This window comes from Pseudomonas sp. Xaverov 83 (genome assembly GCF_019352905.1).
GTDB classification, from domain to species: Bacteria; Pseudomonadota; Gammaproteobacteria; order Pseudomonadales; family Pseudomonadaceae; genus Aquipseudomonas; species Aquipseudomonas yamanorum.
Genome location: NZ_JAAAFU010000075.1, coordinates 14,872 through 36,700 on the forward strand (window position 1 = coordinate 14,872; position 21,829 = coordinate 36,700).

At 61.9% G+C, this 21,829-nt stretch carries 17 protein-coding genes; 10 read left to right on the forward strand and 7 right to left on the reverse strand.

Annotation, left to right across the window (positions count from 1 at the left end):
- Positions 1–33 precede the first annotated feature (33 nt).
- A complete protein-coding gene (locus tag K0H47_RS21360; protein WP_063033336.1) occupies positions 34–960 on the forward strand; it encodes a LysR family transcriptional regulator in 927 nt (308 codons plus the stop codon).
- Here K0H47_RS21360 and ribD read toward each other — a convergent pair.
- The 6 genes from ribD to K0H47_RS21390 form a co-directional block, all read right to left on the reverse strand.
- Complete coding sequence (gene ribD, locus K0H47_RS21365; protein ID WP_063033337.1) at positions 939–2,045, reverse strand: bifunctional diaminohydroxyphosphoribosylaminopyrimidine deaminase/5-amino-6-(5-phosphoribosylamino)uracil reductase RibD; 1,107 nt, start codon at positions 2,043–2,045, stop codon at positions 939–941. The two genes, K0H47_RS21360 and ribD, sit on opposite strands and share 22 nt — an antisense overlap.
- Positions 2,042–3,745: a WD40 repeat domain-containing protein gene (locus K0H47_RS21370; RefSeq protein ID WP_063033338.1), complete on the reverse strand. Its 1,704-nt coding sequence runs from the start codon at positions 3,743–3,745 to the stop codon at positions 2,042–2,044. The genes ribD and K0H47_RS21370 overlap by 4 nt, the downstream gene beginning before the upstream one ends.
- 69 nt (positions 3,746–3,814) lie before the next feature.
- Positions 3,815–4,414 carry a GTP cyclohydrolase II gene (gene ribA, locus K0H47_RS21375; RefSeq protein WP_063033339.1) on the reverse strand — a complete coding sequence of 200 codons (600 nt, stop codon included), beginning with the start codon at positions 4,412–4,414 and terminating at the stop codon, positions 3,815–3,817.
- A 72-nt stretch (positions 4,415–4,486) separates the two neighbouring features.
- A complete protein-coding gene (locus tag K0H47_RS21380) occupies positions 4,487–5,494 on the reverse strand; it encodes an SUMF1/EgtB/PvdO family nonheme iron enzyme (RefSeq protein ID WP_201142985.1) in 1,008 nt (335 codons plus the stop codon).
- Positions 5,495–5,558: 64 nt separating this feature from the next.
- Positions 5,559–6,305, reverse strand: coding sequence for a class I SAM-dependent methyltransferase (locus tag K0H47_RS21385; protein WP_063033341.1), 747 nt, complete (start codon positions 6,303–6,305; stop codon positions 5,559–5,561).
- 91 nt (positions 6,306–6,396) lie between these two features.
- On the reverse strand, positions 6,397–6,843 hold the full coding sequence (locus K0H47_RS21390; protein ID WP_017478404.1) for a DMT family transporter: 447 nt from the start codon (positions 6,841–6,843) through the stop codon (positions 6,397–6,399).
- Between the two features lie 310 nt (positions 6,844–7,153).
- On the opposite strand from K0H47_RS21390, the gene K0H47_RS21395 reads away from it, so the two are divergent.
- The 9 genes from K0H47_RS21395 (at position 7,154) to K0H47_RS21435 (ending at position 17,316) form a co-directional block, all read left to right on the forward strand.
- On the forward strand, positions 7,154–7,549 hold the full coding sequence (locus K0H47_RS21395) for a DUF2946 domain-containing protein (protein ID WP_063033342.1): 396 nt from the start codon (positions 7,154–7,156) through the stop codon (positions 7,547–7,549).
- A 46-nt stretch (positions 7,550–7,595) separates the two neighbouring features.
- Complete coding sequence (locus K0H47_RS21400) at positions 7,596–8,078, forward strand: copper chaperone PCu(A)C (protein ID WP_063033343.1); 483 nt, start codon at positions 7,596–7,598, stop codon at positions 8,076–8,078.
- A 64-nt stretch (positions 8,079–8,142) separates the two neighbouring features.
- Entirely contained in the window at positions 8,143–8,514 is a 372-nt protein-coding gene (locus K0H47_RS21405; protein ID WP_219273575.1) for a DUF2946 domain-containing protein, read from the forward strand.
- A gap of 91 nt (positions 8,515–8,605) precedes the next feature.
- Positions 8,606–10,678: a TonB-dependent copper receptor gene (locus K0H47_RS21410; RefSeq protein ID WP_219273577.1), complete on the forward strand. Its 2,073-nt coding sequence runs from the start codon at positions 8,606–8,608 to the stop codon at positions 10,676–10,678.
- 118 nt (positions 10,679–10,796) lie between these two features.
- Positions 10,797–12,179: a PepSY domain-containing protein gene (locus K0H47_RS21415; RefSeq protein ID WP_177070014.1), complete on the forward strand. Its 1,383-nt coding sequence runs from the start codon at positions 10,797–10,799 to the stop codon at positions 12,177–12,179.
- A 152-nt stretch (positions 12,180–12,331) separates the two neighbouring features.
- Entirely contained in the window at positions 12,332–14,437 is a 2,106-nt protein-coding gene (locus K0H47_RS21420; RefSeq protein ID WP_219273579.1) for a TonB-dependent siderophore receptor, read from the forward strand.
- A 139-nt stretch (positions 14,438–14,576) separates the two neighbouring features.
- Complete coding sequence (locus tag K0H47_RS21425) at positions 14,577–15,365, forward strand: ABC transporter ATP-binding protein (RefSeq protein ID WP_218263924.1); 789 nt, start codon at positions 14,577–14,579, stop codon at positions 15,363–15,365.
- Positions 15,362–16,309, forward strand: coding sequence for an ABC transporter substrate-binding protein (locus K0H47_RS21430; RefSeq protein ID WP_218263925.1), 948 nt, complete (start codon positions 15,362–15,364; stop codon positions 16,307–16,309). Before K0H47_RS21425 ends, K0H47_RS21430 begins: the two co-directional genes overlap by 4 nt.
- Positions 16,306–17,316 (forward strand): iron ABC transporter permease, encoded by a 1,011-nt coding sequence (locus K0H47_RS21435; RefSeq protein WP_177025933.1) that lies wholly within the window; start codon positions 16,306–16,308, stop codon positions 17,314–17,316. The genes K0H47_RS21430 and K0H47_RS21435 overlap by 4 nt, the downstream gene beginning before the upstream one ends.
- Here K0H47_RS21435 and K0H47_RS21440 read toward each other — a convergent pair.
- Positions 17,313–21,749 (reverse strand): DUF4329 domain-containing protein, encoded by a 4,437-nt coding sequence (locus K0H47_RS21440; RefSeq protein ID WP_257626721.1) that lies wholly within the window; start codon positions 21,747–21,749, stop codon positions 17,313–17,315. The two genes, K0H47_RS21435 and K0H47_RS21440, sit on opposite strands and share 4 nt — an antisense overlap.
- Positions 21,750–21,829: the final 80 nt, after the last annotated feature.

A 21,829-nucleotide genomic window follows, 5' to 3' on the forward strand; every position in this document is an offset into this window, starting at 1 on the left:
TAAAGGGTTGCTCCCTGAAATGGAATTCATCGCATGGTCACCGTCTTACTGCGCAACATCGATTTGAATCTGTTGGTGGTGCTCCATGCACTGCTGACCGAAAAACACGTCACCCGCACGGGGGAGCGGCTGAATTTGAGCCAGCCGGCTATCAGTCATTCCCTGAGTAAGTTGCGAGTGCTGCTGGACGATCCGATCCTGATCCGCAAGGGCAATGAGGTGATGCTTAGCGCCATGGCGCAAAACATCCAGGACCCGCTGCGCGAGATTCTCAGCCAGATTGAAACGCTGTTCGGCAAGTCCATCGACTTCGACGCGGCCCGCTCTCAACGCACCTTCCAGTTGGCGATGTCGGATTATGGCGCGGCGATTATCTTGCCCAAATTGCTGGTGAGACTGCGTCGAGAGGCGCCGAACACCACCCTGGTGGTGACCCAGGGCAGCCGGCACGGGATGTTCGAGCAAGTGGCGCAGGGCAAGATCGACCTGGCCCTGGGAGTGTTCCCCAGCCTGACGCCCGATGTGTCGATGGAAGTGTTGTTCGAGGAAAGCTTTTCCTGCCTGCTCGACCGGCGGACCTTGTCCAAGGAAGGCATGCTGGACCTGGAGAGCTACCTGGAGCGCCCGCATATCCAGGTGTCCATGGACGGTGGCGCCAATGGCGAAGTCGACAGCGTGTTGCGCGCCGAGGGCTTGCGCCGTCGTATCGCCGTGAGCGTGCCGCACTGGCGCACCGCGCCAAGCCTGTTGCACAACACTGACCTGATCCTCACCGTCGCGACGCGAACCCTGGAGGACACCCTGCTTAACCCGGACCTGGTGCAATTGCCGCCACCGTTCAGCATTCCGCGCTTTCCGTTTGTGCAGATCTGGCACCAGCGTTTCTGTGACGATCCGGCACATGCGTGGTTGCGCGATCAAGTCAAGCAAGTGGTGGCTCATACCGTACTGGTCGATTGATCGGGGCGCAGGCGTAAACGCAGGTCTTGCCCCAGTTGGGTGACGTCGTACAGGGCAAAGTCCAGTGAGTGCGTCAGGTGTTCCAGCTCCGGCAAATGCACCAATGGCCGTGCCAGGTCGCCGAGCAGACGCGGTGCCACGTACAGCAGCAACTCGTCGACCAGGCCTGCGCGCAACAGGTTGCCGGCCAGTGTCGGGCCGGCTTCCACCATGACGTCATGCAGGCCGCGCTCGCTCAGGTGAGCCATCAGGGCATGCAGATCCAGACCCTGCTGATTGCCCGGCAGGCCGAGCAGGCGTTCGCCGTTGGCGTCTTGCGGTACATGGCGCTCGTGCATTACATGCAGGCTTGGCGCCCGGTCGTCGAACACCTGTGCGGTCTGCGGCACGCGCGCCTGACTGTCGAGGATGACCCGTACTGGCGCGATGGCCTCGGCGGACGCCATTTCACGCACGGTCAGCGAGGGGTTATCCGCCAGCACGGTGCCGCTACCGGTCAGGATCGCCGCACTGCGCGCGCGCCAGTACTGCACATCGGCGCGCGCCCGGGCGCCGGTGATCCACTGCGAACTGCCATTGTTCAGCGCGGTGCGGCCGTCCAGGCTCATGCCCATCTTCAACTGCACCCAGGGCCGCTTGCGCTTGACCGTGGACAAGAAACCCCGGTTCAGTTCCCACGCCGCGACGTTGAGCAAGCCGACCTTGACCTCGATCCCGGCGGCGCGAAGTTCGGCGATGCCGCGCCCGTCGACCTGCTTGAACGGGTCTTCATGGGCCACGATCACGCACGCCACGCCGGCCTCGATCAGCGCTTGATGGCAGGCCCCCGTACGGCCGACATGGCTGCACGGTTCGAGCGTCACATAAGCGGTGGCTCCCTTGGCCAGGGAGCCGGCCTGGCGCAGGGCAAACACTTCGGCGTGCGGGCCACCCGCACGCCGATGCCAGCCCTCACCCACGATATGCGTACCGTGGGCGATGACACACCCGACCCGAGGATTGGGCCAGGTGGAGTGACTGCCGCGCTCGGCCAACGACAATGCATGCTGCATATGTTGAAAGTCGATTTCGCTGAAGTGGGTCATGGGCGCGTTTGCCGTGCCGACGCCTGGGCGCTGATCGGGTAGATGCGGCCATCATAGGCACTGGCGAGGAAGCCGCTGCCTTCGGCGTCGTGGGTCAGGCAGGAGATACCGCTGGCGGTAATCTTCTCCACCTTTGCCCAACTGCGCTTGGCCAGGTCGAACACGGCCACGGTACCGCCGTAGCTGCCCGTGGCGATCATCTTGCGGTCCTTGGAGATGGCGATGCACTTGATCGAGTGGCTGTGGGGTGTGTCATAGACTTCGCTGTTGCCGGCCTGCCACAGGCGCAGCTTGAGGTCCCGACCGATGCTGGCAAAGCCGCCCTGGATCTGTGTGCAACCGTTGGAAATGCGGTCGTGGGCTTTATCGAGGTAGGTCTCAAGCTCGAAGTCGGCAATGCGGAAAAACGCCGCCGCCGCCGTCGCGCACACGCTGAACAAATACTGTTCATCCGCCGCGATGCCTTTGATCGCATTTTCATGCATGCGCACTTCGCGCAGGAACTGCGGCTGCTGATCCTTCAGGTTGAAGATCAAGGCTTCACCGGTGTAGGTACCAATCGCGGCGTGCAGCTCACCGTCCTTTTCAAAGGTCGTGCCGCAGTTGAGCGGTGAGCGGTGCTGGTAGATCACGTCGCCGGTCTTGGCGTCGAATACCGTGCCCATTTGCCCGCCGGTCAACACGCTGTCGCCGAATGGCAGCAGGAAATTGCACAGGCTGCCGGCCTTGGTGCTGGGCTGGCCATTGATCTGCAGGATGCCGGCGTCGCCGATGCTGTAAATGTCGTCGCCGACCACCGTCACCGCGTTCAGGCTGATGGCCGGCTCGATGCCGCTGACGTCCCATTGCTGGGTAGTGAAATCCCAGGTGGCGTAGGTGGAACCAAAGGTCACGAAGGCGATGCGCTGGTCACCGAGCAATGCGCAACTGCGCGGCCAGATGATGCTTGGCAGTGAGGTCTGAGCGGTTTTTTCCAGGCGGTTGTCGGCAGTCAGTTTCCATAGCATTACGCAGCGGTCGTAGCTCAGGCTGACCAGCAGGCGCTGGGCGTCGTTCCACACAATGCGTTTGATCCCGGCGGCGTGGGCCGGTTGCAGGTAGGTGCCGCTGCTGCTGATCACCGAAATCTTGCCCTCGTCGTCACCGGCAAAGATGATGCCTTCGCGGGACAAGGCCACGGTGTCGGTCTCGACACCGCCGAGGTCGATGATGTCCAGTTGCTCGCCCGAGGCGGCGTCCCAGCGGCGGATCGAACCGTCATCGCTGCTCGACACCAGGGTCTGGCCGTCTGCGGACCAGCACACCGAGATCACATCGGCCTCATGGCCTGTCAGGATCTTCTGGGTTTGCCCACTGAGGTTGAACAGGCGGATGGTGTGGTCGCGGGAGCAAGTGGCGATGGTCTGGCCATCCGGCGAGAAGGCCGCCATTTCGATGTCGTCATCGTGGCCGACCAGCACGCTCTTCAGGCGCAGCGAAGGAATTTCCCAGACGCGGGCGGTGTAGTCGCTGCTGGCACTGACCAGCAACGTGCCGCTGGCGTTGAACGCGCATTGGTTGGCCAGGTGGTCGTGGAGTACGCGCTGGATCGGGGTTTTGGTTTTTGCGTCCCAGAGGATGACCTGGTTGTCATAGCCAGCGGTGGCGACGTAGGTATCGTTGAACGTTGCAATACCGCTGATAGGGCCAAAATGTCTCATGCGTCATTATCCTTAATGTTGAGGTTGGCTTATTGCGGGCGACCTGAATGATTCGGCCGCGCAAGCGAGTTATTTCACCAGCTTGATCACGTGATTTTTTTTATCGACTTTGGCTTGCAGGTAATGGGTGTTATGGCGCGTGACAAATACGCCGGTGGGAATGACTTTATCGACGATAATGCCGTTATCAACCAAGGCCTGAACTTTTTCCGGATTATTAGTTATCAATTGGCAACGCTTGATATCCAACGCTTTTAACATGCCGGCGGCCATGGAAAAGTCGCGATCATCTTCGGGGAAGTTAAGGTGTGCATTCGCCTCGAAGGTATCCATGCCAGAATCTTGCAGGCGGTAAGCATCCAACTTTGCATATAAGCCAATACCGCGACCTTCTTGGCGCAGGTAAATCAAATAGCCACCAACTTCTCGCATACGGTCGATGGACTCATTTAATTGAGGGCCACAATCACAGCGCTGTGAACTGAATACGTCACCCGTCAGGCATTCGGAATGAATCCGCACTAACGGACTGACCGGATTAGCCGGCCCCAGTTTAATGACAATATGTTCGAGGGCGGTTTCCAATCCACTGAACGTATAAAAAGTACCGGGATGCGACGTGTCATCCAAGGGAATATCAACGTGATTGCGTACGCTTAGGCGGGTCATTTGCGGTTCCTTCCATGCTGAATGATTAACGCGTTTTTGTTTGAATTTATTCGTTGTAAAACAGCGAGGGGTCTACAGGGTCTTGGCGAGGCGAAAACCCATTACATAAATCTGTCGCGGGTATTTGCCGTGGCGTCGGCAATTGCGAGTCAGGTCGCGAAAGCGGGTGAAGCTGCCGCCGCGGGCGATCCGATGGTTGCCGACCACGGTGACCAGGTCGTCGGTGATAGCCGTGCCGCCTGGGTAGGGGGCATAGTCATCGCTGACGTACTCTTCGACGTTGCCGGCCATGTCCAGGCAGCCAAAGGGCGAGGCGCCTTCGATCAACAAGCCGACCGGGGTGGTGTCGAACAGGCCCATTTCGGCGGTGTTGGCGTGCTGCGGCAGAAAGGTCGGGCCCCAGGGGTATTCGAGGTTTTCCGGGCCGGCCGCGGCGTATTCCCATTCGGCTTCGGTGGGCAGGCGGAAGGCCTGGCCACTGGCTGCGCTGAGCCAGGCGGCGTAGGCGTCGGCGTCTTCGGCGGTGATGCCGAACACCGGGTGATTGGCGCGCGCGTTGGGATATTGGCCGAACGCCCAGCTTTCGGGAATCCGCGCCTGGCCCGAGGCTTCGAGGAAGGCGCGGTATTCGAGGTTGGTCACCGGGTATTTGCCAATGGCGTAGGGTTGCAGGTGTACCGGATGTCGCGGTACTTCCTTGGCGATCCAGTCGCGGTCCAGGCCGAGGCCCTGCAGGTCGTGCATGACTTGATCCACCGCCGATTCTGGCAGGCCGATTTCGACCTGGCCGCCACTGATGTGAATCATTGCCGGGTTGAGCACGTCGAGCCGTGGGTCCATGGTCAGGGCCAGCAGTTGGGCGGCGGCATAGCGCCAGGCCAGTGGCGAGACCGGGTTTTCCACGCGTTCAGCCAACTGTTCGATGGACTCTTCCGAGACCTGGCGCCAGGCGGCCAGGGGCAGCTTCAGGTTAAGCGCGTCCTGGAAGTGCTCAGGCAGGCCCATCAAAAATCGGTCGGTCATCTCGGCGGTCAGGGGGCCGTCGAACACCGGCCAATGGTTGAAACCCTTGGAAGTCATAACGCTTGGTTTCCTGCTGCTGTAAAGAAAAGGCACGCGCACCCAGGTGCCGCGTGCCCGGCTTTCATAGGGTGCAGATCAGCCCGGTTTGCAGGCAGTTGCGCTCGAAATCATCCCAATAGCCTTTAGGATGTTTGGCCCGCTCGGCTTCGGAGATGAGGGGTTTTTGCCATTGCAGACGCGAGAAGCCGGCCTTCATGATCGCCAGTTCATAACGCTCACGGCTCCAGCGATGAAAGGTAAAGGCGCTGGGCGGCTGGGTGACGAATTCAGCGTGGTGGCGAAAGCCGCCTTCGTGGGCTTCTTCGGTCAGCACATGCACGCCGTACTTGGTGAAGTTGCCGCGTTGCAGTTGGAACGTCGGCTCCACGGTGTAGGCCACGACGCGGCCGCCAGGGGCGAGATTCTTGGCCACCACTTGGAACATCTTGTCCAGTTTTGCCGGCGAGTCGGCGTAGTTGAACAGCCAGGCGGCGGTCACCAGGTCGAATTTGCCGAGGATGCCCAGGTCGCAGATATCGCTGACGTGGAACTCGATCGCTTCCTGGTTACGCGCCGATTCCTTGCGAGCCAGGTCAATCATCGAGGCGGAAATATCCACCCCGACCACTTTGCTTGCGCCCTGGCGATACAATTCACGGCCAAAGAAGCCGAAGCCGCAGGCCAGGTCCAGTACGGATTTGCCTTTGACATCACCGACCATATGGAAAAACGTCGCGGTTTCTACTGAGCGCTGGGAAGCCGTGTCCGTGAACGCCTCGAAGCGTTCGCCAATGGCGTCATACGTAGCAGTTGCAGATTGGTTAGTCATTGCCTCACCTTTTTAAAAATAATAGCTGTCGTCAATCCCTGACTCGGGAACATGAAGAAGTCTTCTGTTTCGGTGACCCCGTCGTTTGCTTTCAAGTGCGCGTAGTAATAAGAAAACCTCCAATGACGACGATTACGCCGACCAGTTTATTAATATTAAGAGACTGCTTGGGAAAGCCGATCAGGCCAAAATAGTCAATCGCGATTGAAACGATAAGCTGGCCGACCAATACCGCCATGATGAAGTTCAGCGCGCCGAGCCGGGGGGCCATCAATAAGGCGACGGTGATGTAAAACACACCCGCGACACCGCCCATCCAAATCCACCACGGACCTTCTTGTACCGCCGACAAGTTCGGACGGGGTGCTTTTACAACAATGATGACAACGATGAGAACGACCAGGCTGACCAACAAGGAAACTGCGGTTGCCCACAAAGGGTGGCCCAGGAGACTGCCTAATTTTGCGTTAGTCCCGGCTTGCAAGGGCACTGCGAAGCCGGCGAATAAGCTGAGCAGGACAAACATCAGTAAGGTCATGGAGTGTACTTTCCTTTTTTTTGAAGTTTTACGGTGATCGGTTTGTCGGCGCCAATTCTTTGTTTTGATGAGTTGTATTCGTCGCACTGATCAGCCGGAAATTTCTGCGGATGACCTCCACATTCGAATCGGGCACAGCGTTCAGCTGTCGCACTGAACATTGCAGCCCATTTGAAAAAAATGGAAATCCTTGATTCCCGTCTATCCTGAATCCAGCACTGCGACACCAAACCACACCGCTCCTTTTTACTTATCCCCCCCGATCAGGCTAAATACCCACCTGATCGCTTAACCCTACGGATTGTCCGCCATGGCCCGTCAACGCTTTGCATTTGCCTGGATCGCCTGCTTTGCAGTGCTGTTCAATGCGTTTGCCATGCCGATGGCCGGGGCGATGCAACGTTCGAACAATGCCCTCGACCAACTGCTCTGGGGCAGTTTCTGCTCCTCCAATGGCACGAAACTGACAGCCATTGCCCTGGGCAAGCTGGAGATTCCGGCGCCGCAGCAGGACGATCACTCCACCATGCAGCATTGCTGGTGTTGCTCGGGCTCGGCGCCTCTGGTCGCGCTGCCCGGGCACACACCAAGCCTGTTCTTTGCTCGTTTCGACGCGGTGCAAGACTTGCCACCGCCGTCATTGCAATCCCCCACCCCGCGCCAGCAATGGCCGAGCCTTAACCCCCGCGCTTCTCCAACGGTCTGATTTCTTCGCAAGTGAACTGCGTTTAGAACCGTTCTGGAGAACTGCCATGCTCAAATCTTCCCTGCTTCTGGCTGCGTTGTTGCTGCCGGTGTGTGCTGCTGCCAATGCCGAAGACTTCAAGGTCGGCGAACTGGTGGTCAGCGAACCCTGGTCCCAGGAACTGCCGCCCAACGCGCCAACCGTCGCGGCGTATTTCGTGATTCATAACCAGGGCGAAAACGCTGACCGGCTGCTCAGCGTCGACACGCCCGTGGCCGCCAAGGCCGAGCTGCATGAGCATGTGATGCAGGGCGATCTGATGAAGATGCAGCAGGTGACCAGCGTCGCGGTGCCGGCCAAAGGCGACCTGACGTTCGCCCCCATGGCCTACCACGTGATGCTGCTGGACCTGAAGGACCGTAGCGCATTGCGTGACGGCCAGCATTTCCCGCTGACCCTGAATTTTGAAAAGGCCGGGCCGGTGAAGGTGGAAGTGTCGGTGCAGAAGCAACCGCCCATGGCCGGCCACGAGCACATGCACGCCCAATAGATAACGCTTGATGGGCGCCCCACGCGCCAGGTTGTCCCCGCACCGCCGTAAGCCTGTGAGCCTTATGCGCGGCAGCTGGATCAGCCTGTTCGCCATGCTGATGATCTTTATCGGTCCGCTGATTTCCCAAGCGATGCCGATGGATCATCACGCCGGTATGTCCATGGAAATATCCATGGACGCGCCGAGCTGCCATGGCGACGCATCGCCTGCGACCGACCACAACAAGGCCCCCGACGAACACCACGTGCTCTGGGAAAAGTGCGGCTATTGCAGCCTGCTTTTCAGTTGCCCGGCGCTGCCGGGCAGTGTGTCGTTTGTCACCCTTGGCAGCCCGCCACCCGCCAATGCCCTCACCCCCGCCCCACGACTGGGGCATGCCCGGCAAACCGTGTTCCCCGGTGCCCGCAGCCGCGCCCCGCCCATCATCGCGTAAGCACTTCACCGTTACTTCACCCCGGCCGACTTTAGACAGACAGCCGCAGGCTGCTGGCCGTGTTGTTTACGAATGACTGATGGAATTTTTCATGTCCAGGTTTTCTGCTGACACCCGTTTGGGATGTACTCCCGTGTTCGCCGTTCTGTGTGGCGCGCTGCTGGTTCCACAGGTCCACGCCGACGAGCATGCCGACCAGAACGAACTGAGCCCGACGGTGATCACCGCCATTGCCCCAAGCTCACCACTGACCGTCGTCACCAACCCAAAAGACCCGCGCCAACCGGTGCCCGCCAGCGACGGCGGCGACTACCTCAAGACCATCCCCGGCTTCGCCCTGGTGCGCAACGGCGGCACCAACGGTGACCCGGTGCTGCGGGGCATGTTCGGCTCACGCCTGAACATCCTCACCAACGGTAGCATGATGCTCGGCGCCTGCCCCGGCCGGATGGACGCCCCCACCTCCTATATCTCGCCGGAAACCTACGACAAGCTGACGGTCATCAAAGGCCCGCAAACCGTGCTCTGGGGGCCGGGTGCTTCGGCGGGCACGATCCTGTTCGAACGCGAGCCCGAGCAATTCGGCGAGTTGGGCACGCGGGTCAACGCCAGCATCCTGGCGGGCTCCAACGGGCGCTTCGATAAAGTTGTCGATGCGGCAGCCGGCGGGCCGCTGGGGTATGTGCGAGTGATCGGCAACCAGGCCCACGCCGACGACTACAAGGACGGCAACAACGACACCGTTGCCTCGCGCTACGACAAATGGAACGGCGACGTGGCCGTGGGCTGGACCCCGGACGCCGACACCCTGCTGGAACTCACCGCCGGCCGTGGCGATGGCGAAGCCCGCTACGCCGGGCGTGGCATGGACGGTTCGCAGTTTTTGCGCGAGAGCCTCGGATTGCGCTTCGAGAAATCGAACATCGGCGAGGTGCTGGATAAGGTCGAGGCACAGGTCTACTACAACTACGCCGACCATGTGATGGACAACTACACCCTGCGCGTCCCCTCAGGCACCGGGATGATGGCCGGGCCCATGGCGGCCAACGTCGATCGCCGTACTCTGGGGGCCCGTATCAAGGCCACCTGGCGTTGGGCCGATGTGCAGTTGATCAGCGGCCTTGATGCGCAAACCAACGAGCACCGCCAACGCAGCGCCATGGGCGTCGACACCTATAAGGACCTGCCCCGCAGCAAGGACGCCAACTTCCACAACTACGGGGTGTTCGGCGAACTGACCTGGTACGCCGCCGACCGCGACCGCCTGATCACCGGCGCCCGCGTCGACCGCGCTTCAGCCAAGGATTTCCGGCAAACCATCAGCTCCGGGATGATGAGCAGCCCCAACCCCACCGCCGGCAACACCCGCGCCGATACCCTGCCGTCGGGCTTTGTGCGCTACGAGCACGACCTGGCCGACAGCCCGACCACCCTGTACGCCGGCCTAGGACACTCCGAACGTTTCCCGGACTACTGGGAGCTGTTTTCCCCCAACACTGGGGCGGTCGGTTCAGTGAATGCCTTTGATGGTGTGAAGCCCGAGAAAACCACCCAGCTGGATTTCGGCCTGCAATACAAATCCGCAGACCTTGACGCCTGGGCCTCGGGCTACGTCGGCCAGGTACGCGACTTCATCCTGTTCGACTACCGGCCGGGAATGATGGGCACCACTTCCCAGGCGCGCAACGTCGACGCACGAATCATGGGCGGCGAGCTGGGGGCGGCGTACAAGCTGACCGCCAACTGGAAGGCCGACGCCACCTTCGCCTACGCCTGGGGCAAGAACAGCAGCGACGGCAAACCGCTGCCGCAAATCCCGCCGCTGGATGCGCGCTTCGGGCTGACCTACAGCCAGGACGACTGGAGTGCCGGTGCCTTGTGGCGGGTGGTCGCGGCGCAAAACCGCATCGACCAGAACAAGGGCAACGTGGTCGGCAAGGACTTCGACAAGAGCTCGAGCTTTGGCGTGTTCTCGCTGAACGCGGCGTATCGCATCAACAAAAACTTCAAGGTCAGCACGGGCGTCGACAACCTGTTCGGCAAGGCGTACGCCGAGCACCTGAACCTGGCCGGCAACGCCGGGTTCGGCTACCCGGCCAATGACCCGCAAGCCATCAAGGAACCCGGGCGTACGCTCTGGACCAAGGTGGACATGAGCTTCTAAGAGCATCGCAGGCAAGCCAGCTCCCACAGTGGAAATGCATTCCCCTGTGGGAACTGGCCTGCTCGCGATGGCGTCCTCGATAACACAAAAAATCCAAGCCTTTGCGGAGCACACCCTGATGAACCCACCCAAGATTTCCTTCTACAACCTGGCCTGGCGTTGGCATTTCTACGCCGGGCTGTTTGTCGCACCCTTCATGGTGCTGCTGGCCCTGACCGGCATCATCTACCTGTTCAAACCCCAGCTCGACCCACTGATGTACGGCAACCTGCTGACGGTGCAACGCGCCGAACACGCACTGAGTGCCGACGAACAACTGCAACGCGCCCAGGCCGCCTATCCCCAAGGCAAAATCAGCAAATACCTGCCACCTGCCGACGCCACCAGCAGCGCGCAATTCGTGATGCGTAACGACGGGCACGAAGTGACTGTATTCGTCGACCCGTATAGCGGCACCGTGCTCGGTGAACAGGATTCCAAATACAATCTGCAAGCCATAGCACGTGCGCTGCATGGTGAGTTGATGATCGGCACCGTCGGCGATCGCCTGGTGGAACTGGCCGCCGGCTGGGGCGTGATGCTGGTGATCTCGGGCCTGTACTTGTGGTGGCCGCGAAACAAGTCAGCAGCGGGCATTTTGTGGCCTCGGCTGGGCAGTCGTGGCCGGCTGTTCTGGCGGGACTTGCACGCAGTCGCCGGCTTCTGGGGCGCGGCGTTCCTGCTGGTGATGCTGCTCAGCGGCATGACCTGGACCGGCTTCTGGGGCAAGCAATACGCCGAACTGTGGAATAAATTCCCGGCGGCGATGTGGAACAACGTACCGCAGTCCGACCAGCAGGCCCGCAGCCTCAACACCGCGAGCCAACAGACCGTGCCGTGGGCCATGGAAAACACGCCGATGCCGATGTCTGGCGAGCATGCCGAGCACATGAAGCACGCCGGCATGAGCCAGGGCCCAGCAGCCCCGAGTATCCGCCTGCAGCAAGTGGTCGACCTCGCCAACTCACGCAAGGTCGAGCCCGGCTACAGCGTCACCTTCCCCACCACCGCCGAAGGCGTGTTCACCCTCTCGGTGTTCGCCAATGACCCGCGCAACGACGCGACCCTGCATGTGGATCAATACACCGGCAAGGTCCTGGCCGATGTGCGCTGGGAGCACTACAACACCGTGGCGCGGGTTACCGAGTCCGGCGTGATGCTGCACGAAGGCAAGATGTTTGGCGTGGTCAATCAGATCATCGTGCTGCTGATTTGCCTGATGATCCTGCTCAGTGCCATCAGCGGTGTGGTGATCTGGTGGAAGCGCCGGCCGCAGGGTGGGCTGGGGGTTCCACCGCTGCGCCATGACCTGCCGAAATGGAAAACCGCGATGGTGATCATGCTCGGGCTGGCGATTGTCTTTCCGCTGGTGGGCGCCTCATTGATCGTGGTCTGGGCGTTGGATCGCCTGGTGCTTTCACGTCTGTTTGGCCAACGTGAATCTGCTTCAGGTTCAGCGTGAAACAGACGAGATGCCCTACCTAGAGGCGTTATGTAGTCTTACGCGGGCTTTCGCCCACATCGCACAAAGTGTTATGTTGTAACACTTAACGCGTTCCCCCACTCGCCGCGCCCAGCGGCGAGTACCGCCTCGAAGAAGCGATTTATCGTCCGATGAACAAGTACCTTGCGTCCGGCCTGTGCCTGCTCGCCCTGCAAAACACTGCCCAGGCCCTGACGCTTCCCGCCAGTGCCGTCTCCGCCCCAGCCGTCGACGACGAGCGCGTCGACCTGCAAACCCCGACCACGGCAGGTTCGCGCTTGAACCTCACAGCCCTGCAAACCCCGGGCAGCGTTGAAAGCCAGACCGGCAAGCAGATTCGCGCACGGGGCGATGCCACGGTGCAGGACGCCATTTCCCGGGCCACCGGCATCAGCCGTACCGGCACGCCGGGCGACGGCGGCACCTCGTTGTCGGCACGCGGTTTCACTGGCCAGAGTTCGGTGCTGCAACTGTACGACGGCGCCCGCATGTTCGATGGCGCCGGCACTTCCACTTTCCCGGTGGACACCTGGTCTGTGGAGCGGGTGGACATACTGCGCGGTCCGGCCTCGGTGATGTACGGCCAGGGCGCCACCGGCGCGGTGATCAACACCATCGCGAAGAAACCCTTCGAGGGCGAGATCGAGAACCATGTCCGCCTGGGCTACGGTTCCTATGACCGCCAGCAGCAAGCCCTCGACAGCGGTGGCTCGCTGACCGACACCCTGAGCTATCGCCTGAACATCAACCGCCTGCGCAGCAACGGCTTTATCGACCGTGGCGACTCCGGCAGCGACTTCGTCAGCGGCGCCCTGCGCTGGCAGCCGGCGGACAACCTGAGCTTCACCCTGGCCTCCGACTACGGCGACCAGACCCCGCAAAACGACTACGGCACACCGCTGATCAACGGCCAGTTGCACAAGGGGCTGCGGGACAAGAACTACAACGTCAGCAACGATATCCAGCACTACAACGACCAGTGGACACGCCTGACCAGCGAGTGGCAGATCAACGACAACGTTACCGCCACCAACGAACTGTCCTACCTGAAAAACCAGCGCCGCTGGCAGAACGCCGAGAGCTACAACTACGTCGACGGCGGCCTGGTGCGCCAGAGCTACCTGGGCATCAAGCACAACCAGGAACAGGTCGGCGACCGCCAGACCTTTACCTTCAAACACACCCTGTTCGGCCTCGACAGCCAGACGGTGACGGGCGTCGAGTACAACCGCATTCGCTTTCGCCTGGCCAGCAACTCGCCGTTCGATGACCTGACAAACGCCGGCCAACCAGTGGACATCAACCACCCGGTTCCGCAACCGTTTGAAAGCGCCAGCCCCTTCGTCCCGCAGTCCGTCAGCACCACCAAACAGCTGGCTGCGTTCGCCGAAAACCGCCTGCAACTGACTGATCAACTGTCGCTGATCACCGGCGTGCGCCGCGATTACGTGCACATCGACAGTGACTCCCTGGTGGATGGCAGCGACTCCAACAAGACCTTTACCGGCAACAACTGGAAAGCCGGCCTGGTCTACGCGATCACCCCGGACACCTCGGTATACGGCCAGTACGCCACCAGCACCGACGGCGTCGGCAGCCTGATTACCCTGAGCCCGAGCCAGCAGCAGTTCGGCCTGTCCACCGCCAAGCAAACCGAGATCGGCCTCAAGCAGGCGTTCTGGGACTCGCGGGGTGAATGGACGCTGGCGGCCTACCACATCGTCAAAAAGAAGCTGCTGGTGAGCATCCCAGGCACCACCCTCAAGGAACAAGTCGGCCAGCAATCCTCCAACGGCCTGGAAGCCAGCCTCGACCTGCAATTGCCGAACGCCTGGCAGTTGCAAGCCAACGCAGCCATCGTACGTGCGCAGTACGACGACTTCTCTGAAGTGGTCAACGGCCAGGCCGTGTCCCGCAACGGCAACCGCCCCACCGACGTACCGCGCCGCACCGCCAACCTGTGGCTGAGCAAGGCCATCACTGACGACGTTCGCGCCGGTGCCGGCGTGCGTTATGTAGACTCGCGTTTCGCCAACGCCGCCAACACCAGCGAAGTGCCGAGCTACACCGTGGTCGACGCCAGCGTGTCGTGGAAAGCCATGCGCAACACGACATTGGGCCTGCAATTGAATAACCTGTTTGACCGCACCTACGCCGTCAGCCAATACAATGACGGCCAGCAATGGATCCTGGGCGAGCCCAGGTCGTTCTTTGTGACGGCGGACTACACCTTCTAACTGAACGCAACACTGTCCAAATGTGAGAGCGGGCTTGCTCGCGAATGCTGTGGATCAGTAACAGATACAGTGCCTGACACACCGCTTTCGCGAGCAAGCCCGCTCCCACATTTGTCCTGTGTTGGACCTGAGAGTAAAGATGACCTCACTCAACCTCACCGACCTCGCCTGGGCCCCTCCCGGCCACGAGCACTGCCATCACCAGTTCCAACTGCGTGATGCCAGCCTGCGGGTGGGTGCCGGTGAGTTTGTCGGGCTGATCGGTCCCAACGGCAGCGGCAAGACCAGCCTGCTGCGCTGTGCCTACCGGTTCAGCAAACCGGCTGCGGGTGAGGTGCTGCTGGAACACCAGAACGTCTGGAAGCAATCCTCGAAATGGTGCGCACAACGTATCGCCGTGGTGCTCCAGGAATTTCCCGATGCGTTCGGCCTGCGGGTGGATGAAGTGGTCGCCATGGGCCGCACACCTCACAAGGGCCTGTTCGACAGCGACACCCTTGAAGACCGCAACCTGATCCGCCAGGCCCTCGAATCCGTCGGCCTGCTGGGCTTTGAAGACCACGCCTTCGCCACCCTCTCGGGGGGTGAAAAGCAGCGGGTGATCCTGGCCCGCGCCCTGGCCCAGCAACCGCAACTGCTGATCCTCGACGAACCGACCAACCACCTCGACCCGCGCTACCAGCTGCAATTGCTGCAACTGGTCAAACGCCTGAACATCGGCACCCTGGCCAGCATTCACGACCTGAACCTGGCCGCCGCGTTCTGCGATCGGCTGTACGTGATCAACCACGGGCGCATCGTCGCCAGCGGCACACCTCACGAGGTGCTGACCGCCGAATTACTGCACGAAGTGTTCGGCGTTGAAGCATTGATCGACACTCACCCCTTGTCCGGCTACCCCCGAATTACCTGGATAACCCAACCATGATCCTGCGCTCCCTGCTGTCTCTCGCGTTGCTGCTCGGCACTTCCCAGGCGTTCGCCGAAGCGACCCATTACCCGCTGAAAATCAAGAGCTGCAACCGCGAAGTGACCTTCGCCGAGGCCCCGAAACACGCGGTCAGCCACGACATCAACATGACCCAGATGATGCTCGCCCTGGGCCTCAAGTCGCACATGGCCGGCTACAGCGGCGTGACCGGCTGGAAGTCCGTGACGCCGGAAATGGCGCAGATCCTCGACGGCCTGCCGGAACTGGCGAGCAAATACCCGTCGGTGGAAACCCTGCTCAATGCCAACGTCGACTTCTTCTTCGCCGGCTGGGACTACGGCATGCGCGTCGGTGGCGACCTCACCCCGCAAACCCTGCAACCGTTGGGCATCAACGTCTATGAGCTGACCGAGTCCTGTGCCTTCGTGATGAAGCGCCCGGCGGCCACCCTGGAAGACACCTATAACGACCTGCGCAACCTGGGCAAGATCTTCGACGTGCAGGACCGCGCCAATGCGCTTATTGCACAGATGCAGGCACAGGTGGCCGAAGTGCAGAAAAGCCTGCCGGTCGACAAACCTCGCGTGTTCCTCTACGACAGCGGCGAAGACCGCGCCATGACCTCCGGCCGCCTGGGCATGCCCCAAGCGCTGATCGATGCCGCTGGCGGCCGCAACATTCTGGATGACGTGGACGCCAGCTGGACCCGGGTCAACTGGGAAACCGTGGTGGAGCGCAATCCGCAAGTCATCGTGATCGTCGACTACAGCGAAATCACCGCCGATCAAAAAGAGCAGTTCCTCCTGAACAACCCGGCGCTGCAATCGGTGGACGCGATCAAGAACCAGCGTTTTATCGTGATCCCCTACGTGCAAGCCACGCCGGGCATCGACAACGTGCTGGCGGTTGAAACCCTGGCCAAGGGGTTCCACGGCGAATGATTACCCGTCGCTACGCCCTGCTGCTGAGTGCCCTTGGCGCGTTGTTGCTGATCTCATGCGTGGTCTCGCTGGGGTTTGGCTCGGCGCGGGTGCCGGTGGACGTGGTGTGGCGGATCTTGCTGCATAAAGCCTTCGGCATGGGCGAGGTGGACTGGAGCGCCGGGCAGGAACATATCGTGTGGCTGATCCGCGTACCGCGCATGTTGCTCGGTGCCCTGGTGGGCGCCGGGCTGGCGTTGATTGGTGCGGTGTTGCAGGCGGTGACGCGCAACCCGCTGGCGGATCCGCACCTGCTGGGCGTGACCTCCGGCGCCACCCTCGGCGCGGTGATCGTGGTGTTGCATGTGGGTGAAGTGATCGGCCTGCTGACCCTGCCCATCGCGGCGTTCATCGGCGCGTTGCTGAGCATGATCGTGGTGCTGGCGGTGGCCAGTCGCAACGGTCGGCTGGAGAGTGACCGCCTGCTGCTATGCGGGGTGGCGGTGTCGTTCGTGATGATGGCGGTGGCCAATTTGCTGTTGTTCATGGGCGACCATCGCGCGGCCTCGGCGGTGATGTTCTGGATGCTCGGCGGCCTCGGGTTGGCGCGTTGGGAACTGCTGACAATTCCCTTCGCCACGGTGTTGCTGGGGCTGGTGTTGCTGTTGGGGATGGCACGCCCGTTGAACGCGCTGATGGCCGGCGAACAGACCGCCGTGACCCTGGGCCTGAACGCGCGCAATGTGCGGCTCAAGGTGTTTTTGATCGCCTCGCTGATGACCGGCGTGCTGGTGTCCATCAGCGGTTCCATCGGCTTTGTCGGGCTGATGGTGCCGCACATTGCCCGGCGTCTTGTGGGTGCCGAACACCGGCGTTTGCTGCCGGTGTGCGTACTGTTGGGCAGTGTGTTCCTGGTCTGGGTCGATGTGGCGGCCCGCACGATGATCGCCCCCGAAGACCTGCCCATCGGTGTGGCCACGGCGGCCATCGGCGGGCTGTTTTTTATCGGCTTGATGCGCCGGCGTTAAACACCCTGGTCGGCCTGCTTGAAAGCCTGCAACAAGCGCCGCGCCACCTGGCTGCGGGGTTGCCAGAAGCGGTCGGTTTCCAGGATGGTCAGCTTGCCCGAGGTCGCCAACCGACGGATCACCTCGCTGGGCTTGACCTTCATCACACCCGTGTCTTCATCGATCCAGTCATCCCGCAGCAACTGGCTTTCGTCCGCGTGATAGCTGGGCTCATAGACAATCAACGCGCCGTGCACCGGGGTGAAGTAGTAACGCGCCCCCGCGATCTTGCCCTGGCGCAGCATCTCGATGAACCCGCGAATTTCCTTCTGGGCAATGAAGTTGTGGGCCAGGCCTTCTTCGTAGCGATCCCCCAGATGCTGGCGCTCGGTGTCGAGTTTGAACAACTGCTGGACGCCCATCACCTTGTAGCCCGCCGGGTAGCGGGTCGATGTGCTGGGATAGCCGAGGTTCATGATGCCCTCGAACAGTGCCTTGTAGGCCGGTGTATCCGGCCGCAGTCCCACGGCCACCGAGGGGCCCGGGTCTGCCACCGGTTGCACGGCGATGAAGGTGTCGCTGTCGCCGTTGCCCAGCAGCGCCCCCAGCCGCGGCTGGTGCGCCAGCGGCACAACCTGTTGCCACGCCAGGCGCGCCGCATCGTCCGGGTGCGCGCACAACGGGCCAAGGGCCAGGCGGGTATCGAGCACTGCCAGTGTCGTGGCCAGGCGCTTTATGCGTGGCAACAAGGCGTCCCAGAACGGGCTGCTGTCGAGTACCCGCAGCTCGCCGGACTCCACCAGTTTCAGCACATGACTGTCGATGCTGCCACGACTGTTAAGGTGTTTCAGATACGCCGCCTGCCGACGGCTGGAATCCCAATCCGGATCGATCTGCACTGCCTGATACCGAAACAGTGAGCCATCGGGGCACGACACATACAACGCCAGGAAACGCTCGCTCTGTGCCACCCGCGAAAAGCTCAGCGCCGCCAGCACCACGGCCGGAGCCATCAGTTGCGCGTAGCCTTCGGCCTGGGGCAACTCGGGCGCCGCGCGCTGCGGGAGTCTCAGATACAGGCCTTGCAGGCTGTACCCGATGGGCAACTGGCCGCGCAGGAACGCCCGGTCGAGAGCAAAGCCCAGGTCATCCCCCTTGACCGGCGCGCAGGCGACAAAATGCCCATTGTCGGAGGACTTGAGAATCACGCCGAAGCTCAGTTCAGTGCGCGCCTGGGCGTATTGATGACCATGGCGTGCCGCGTCGTCGGCATGCTTGAACACCGGGCCCAGCTGCCGATCCGCCACGGCATGGACCGCCGTCTGCGGTGCAACATAGGCCAGGCCGGGCATCCAGCCCGGCAGCACACGCTGGGCAGTGCCCCACAACGGGCCGCCCTCCAGTACCTGCAAAGTCCCCACCCGCGCCAGCTGATTGACCAGCTCGGTGGGGCTCTTGCGGCCGCTGCGCATCTGCTGCTCGACGGCATTGCTGTAAGGGTCGTGCAGCGCCAGGCTGTTGGGGGCCAGGGAGGTTTCCAGGTGGCTGAGCAACTGTGTCGCTTCGTTGCGCTGGGCCGGGGCGAGCAAGCTCCGCTCCACGTCCTGGGTACTGAAACCGATGAGTGAGCCATCGGGCGTCAGCAGGTATTCGTGGGTCCACAGGTGGCCTGACTTCAGGGCAGTCCCCAGCACGTTGGTCGAGAACAGGTTTTGATACACCGCGTTTTCTTCAGAGGGCAACCAGAACCCCAGCACCCGGGCGGGACGTGACCGGTAGCGCGCGACCATTTTCCAGCCGGGGGCCAGCAGCGCCTGGCTGACGTCCAGGCCCGGCAGGATGACGTTCGGGTCGAAGTCTTCACTCAACACCGGCACCGCCAGGGTCGCGACAAACTTGCCGTTGCGCTGCAACACCAGCCCGCCATGCAGCGTGTCGCGCTGTGTGCCCAGCTGTTGGTGGGCGTAACGCACCGCATCGGCCTGATGACTGAACAGCGGGCTCAATGGGCGACGCATAAAGTTGGCGAAGGCGGTCCATGGGGCTTGGCTGACATCCAGCTTACCCGCCAACCCCCAGCATTCGCTCGGCACCAAAACGCTCAACCAGCTCAACTTCGCCACTTCGTTGACAAACCCGATTGCCGAGAGCTGCCCGCTGGCCATCAAGGTCTGCACGTCTTCAAAGACCCCCGACGGCTGACGCACCGGGTTGAACAGCGTCGATGACACCGGCGTTTGTACCTGCAGCAGCGCCTGGTCCAGTGTCGAGATAAACACCGGCAAGCCCGTCAGTGCGCCTGTCTCCCGTTGGCGCTTGGCCTCGACGGTGGCACTGGCCAGATCCGCCGCCGAAATAAAATGCTGTGCCAGCCAGTGTTCGGCGGTGGTCAGCCCCTGTGGCATCCAGTTGCGCCGGTAAACCAAGGCATGCAGTTGATAACCCGCCGGGTAAATGAATTCGCCGTCGTCATCCACGGCAAACACGGCGTTCAAGGCGAACAGCCCGGCCTTATCCCAGGCGGGTACAAGCTCGGAGCAGACAAAAGCGTCCTGATCGCGATGCTTGAGCATGAAACCGAAACCGGTTTGCGTCGGTGCTTCATGGTCCAGGCGCGTGTGCAGTGCCCGAGCCGCGTCAGCGGCACTGGCGCAGGCCGGACCATAGGCAACCAGCTCCGGCCGTTCGCGCCGGAGTATCGGCAGGCGTGGCTGCCAGTGCTCGGTGATCAGCCCCGGCGCGCCCCACAACGGGTTGCCCAGCACCACCCGCACACTGCCGGCCGCCGCTACTTGCCGAATCCACTCCATCGCCGTCAATGTGCCGTTGGCCAGGTTGAGGGCCGCCGGGCTGCGTTGGGGCGAGGGGTCGAGCGCCTTGAACAGGCTCGCCTGGGCGGGTGAGTCGATCAGGTCATACGCCAGCAAACAATCTTCGGCGCCCGACAGGTAGGCCACGGACACCTGCTGGCGTTTGCGGATCAGCGTGTGCACGTCCAGGGCGCTGAACATCTGCGCCTCCAGACAGGCATCGTCCCGCGACCAGCCCGGGCGCTGCAGGCGCTCGGGTTCCAGCAGCGAAACCCCTCGGCTGGAACCGTATACGGCCTTCAGCACGTGACGGGGCGGGAGCAGTGAGCGGCCCTTGACGTCCTGGGGGTAGACAACGCCCTGGGCAAAGCGCCCGGCGTCACTGGCCGGCAATGGCTCGGTGGCCACATAAAGGCCGTCCGGACGCTGCAGGATATAGCCGCAGTATTCGCCCTCACGCCAGCTGCCGATTTGCCCGTGAGCGTGGCGTGCCGCGTCTTCTATTTGGAGAAAACCGCGGCTCAGTTGCGGGCGAGGTGCCAGGGCGTAAGGTCGCCAGGTGTCGGCGACCAGCCCCGCCACATCCCACAACGTGCCCGGTTGCAACACCGACAGCGCCCCGGCGCCGGCGACCTTTTGGATCATCTCGTGGGGCGTCACGGTAGCGGCTCGCAGCTCATCTCCCAGCCCGTTGTCCGTTACCCGGCCATCGGGCAGCACCTGGTAGAGCTGGCTTTCCTCGGCCGAGCCGGAAGCGTCATAAGCCAGCTGAGCGCCGTCCGCCGTGCTGAGGTAGAAGGCCGGATTGCTCTCGGGGTGGATGCGCAGCGCGGCAATCCCCTGGGCAAAATCCGTGGTGTCGATAAACGCCTCGTACAGCCAGGGTTCGGCGGCGATGCCGGTGGCGTCCGGTTCGCTGCGGCAGTACCAGCCACGCAGGGCGAAGCCTGGCGGCAGGCCGGCATTGCGAAAAACATTCGCCAACTCGAAAAGGGCTTCGCCGGCGGGTATCGGTGCGGAAGGTTCGCTGGCCACATACTGCTCTGCACTCGAGTGTTTGAGGATGCAGCCGACTCGCCGGCCATCCGCCGTTGCCTGCATACGGTCATGGGCATAACGGGCGGCGGTTGCCAGGTCAGTGAAAACCCAGCTCAGGGGCGCATTAATGGGGGCTGCGGCGGCGAAAGGCGTTTCGGGTTCCCAGGTGGCCGGGACTCGGCCCTGGACGTTGTACCAGGTCTCATCCGCCAGCAGCACCGTCAACTCACCGAGTTTTACCAGCTCTTTGATCAGCCCTTCACGAGTGCCGTCAAAACCTTGTACGCGGGCCACACCTTGGCCATCGCGCTCAACTCGCGCCAGGTACTCGCCGAATTCACGCTCGGCCCGAGAGCCGCTGACAGCGTATTTGATCAACGTACCGTTCGTTCCGCTGGTGTAAAGCACCTTGATCTGATCGGAAAAAACCAGCGTCATGTCGATTGCTTGAGTCGACGGTGTACTGATCAGGAGCGCCAGTTGTCGCGAGGTTTTTTGAGGATAGTTGGCACGCACCTCGGCCAGGTCGTAGACAGGTCGATTGAACTCGCCAACCAGTTGGTGGCCTTCAAGCTCGACCCGCGTCACAGCGTTGTCGGCGGGCAATGCCCCACCCCACAACGACCGCCACGTGTCAGGGTCTGACAGCCTGGAGGCCACAAACAGCCCATCGCTGCGCTTGAAGA

Coding starts and splice junctions, on each gene's coding strand:
- K0H47_RS21415 (WP_177070014.1), top strand. CDS start 10,797: ATGAACCCACCCAAGATTTCCTTCTACAACCTGGCCTGGCGTTGGCAT.
- K0H47_RS21360 (WP_063033336.1), top strand. CDS start 34: ATGGTCACCGTCTTACTGCGCAACATCGATTTGAATCTGTTGGTGGTG.
- K0H47_RS21390 (WP_017478404.1), bottom strand. CDS start 6,843: ATGACCTTACTGATGTTTGTCCTGCTCAGCTTATTCGCCGGCTTCGCA.
- ribD (WP_063033337.1), bottom strand. CDS start 2,045: ATGACCCACTTCAGCGAAATCGACTTTCAACATATGCAGCATGCATTG.
- K0H47_RS21425 (WP_218263924.1), top strand. CDS start 14,577: ATGACCTCACTCAACCTCACCGACCTCGCCTGGGCCCCTCCCGGCCAC.
- K0H47_RS21420 (WP_219273579.1), top strand. CDS start 12,332: ATGAACAAGTACCTTGCGTCCGGCCTGTGCCTGCTCGCCCTGCAAAAC.
- K0H47_RS21410 (WP_219273577.1), top strand. CDS start 8,606: ATGTCCAGGTTTTCTGCTGACACCCGTTTGGGATGTACTCCCGTGTTC.
- K0H47_RS21380 (WP_201142985.1), bottom strand. CDS start 5,494: ATGACTTCCAAGGGTTTCAACCATTGGCCGGTGTTCGACGGCCCCCTG.
- K0H47_RS21400 (WP_063033343.1), top strand. CDS start 7,596: ATGCTCAAATCTTCCCTGCTTCTGGCTGCGTTGTTGCTGCCGGTGTGT.
- K0H47_RS21385 (WP_063033341.1), bottom strand. CDS start 6,305: ATGACTAACCAATCTGCAACTGCTACGTATGACGCCATTGGCGAACGC.
- K0H47_RS21435 (WP_177025933.1), top strand. CDS start 16,306: ATGATTACCCGTCGCTACGCCCTGCTGCTGAGTGCCCTTGGCGCGTTG.
- K0H47_RS21395 (WP_063033342.1), top strand. CDS start 7,154: ATGGCCCGTCAACGCTTTGCATTTGCCTGGATCGCCTGCTTTGCAGTG.
- ribA (WP_063033339.1), bottom strand. CDS start 4,414: ATGACCCGCCTAAGCGTACGCAATCACGTTGATATTCCCTTGGATGAC.
- K0H47_RS21430 (WP_218263925.1), top strand. CDS start 15,362: ATGATCCTGCGCTCCCTGCTGTCTCTCGCGTTGCTGCTCGGCACTTCC.
- K0H47_RS21370 (WP_063033338.1), bottom strand. CDS start 3,745: ATGAGACATTTTGGCCCTATCAGCGGTATTGCAACGTTCAACGATACC.
- K0H47_RS21405 (WP_219273575.1), top strand. CDS start 8,143: ATGCGCGGCAGCTGGATCAGCCTGTTCGCCATGCTGATGATCTTTATC.